Raw genomic sequence first — 524 nt, 5'->3', positions numbered from 1 at the left:
GCGGCGAGTTCGAGCACCTCTGCCTCGCGCGAGGTCAGCGGCGAGTCCCCGGCGGCGATCGCGTCGGCGGCCAACTCGGGGTCGACGTAACGGTTTCCGGCGTGCACGGTCCGGATGATCTCCGCGAGGCGCTGAGCGCTCACCGTCTTCGGGACGAACCCGCGCACACCTGCCGCAAGCGCCCGTTTCAGATGACCGGGGCGGCCGTGGCTGGTGACGATCAACGCCTGGCAGCCGGGCAGTTCGGTCCGCAGTGATGTGGCGACCTTCACACCGTCGGCACCCGGCATCTGGAGATCCAGGACGGCCACGTCCGGCCGGTGCGCCCGCGCCATCGCCAGCGCCTCGGGCCCGGTGGCCGCCTCGGCGACGATCACCAGATCGTCCTCCAGGGAGAGCAGCGCCGTCAGCGCACCCCGGATCAGATGCTCGTCGTCGGCGAGCAGCACCCGCACCACGCCGCTCACGCGTGAACCTCGCTCACCACGGGGTCCTTCACGACCAGCGGCACCTCGGCCACCACC

1 protein-coding gene is annotated in these 524 nt (G+C 71.6%); it reads right to left on the bottom strand.

Going from position 1 to position 524, the window contains the following annotated elements; genetic code table 11:
- On the bottom strand, positions 1–458 hold a 458-nt coding region (locus BZL64_RS38485; RefSeq protein ID WP_086773533.1), incomplete at its 3' end, for a response regulator.
- Between the last annotated feature and the right edge of the window lie 66 nt (positions 459–524).

The organism is Streptomyces bobili (genome assembly GCF_002154575.1).
In the GTDB taxonomy this organism is placed as follows: domain Bacteria; phylum Actinomycetota; class Actinomycetes; order Streptomycetales; family Streptomycetaceae; genus Streptomyces; species Streptomyces bobili.
Note: the sequence above shows the minus strand (reverse complement) of the source record. Positions and strands in the feature narration are given on the sequence as shown.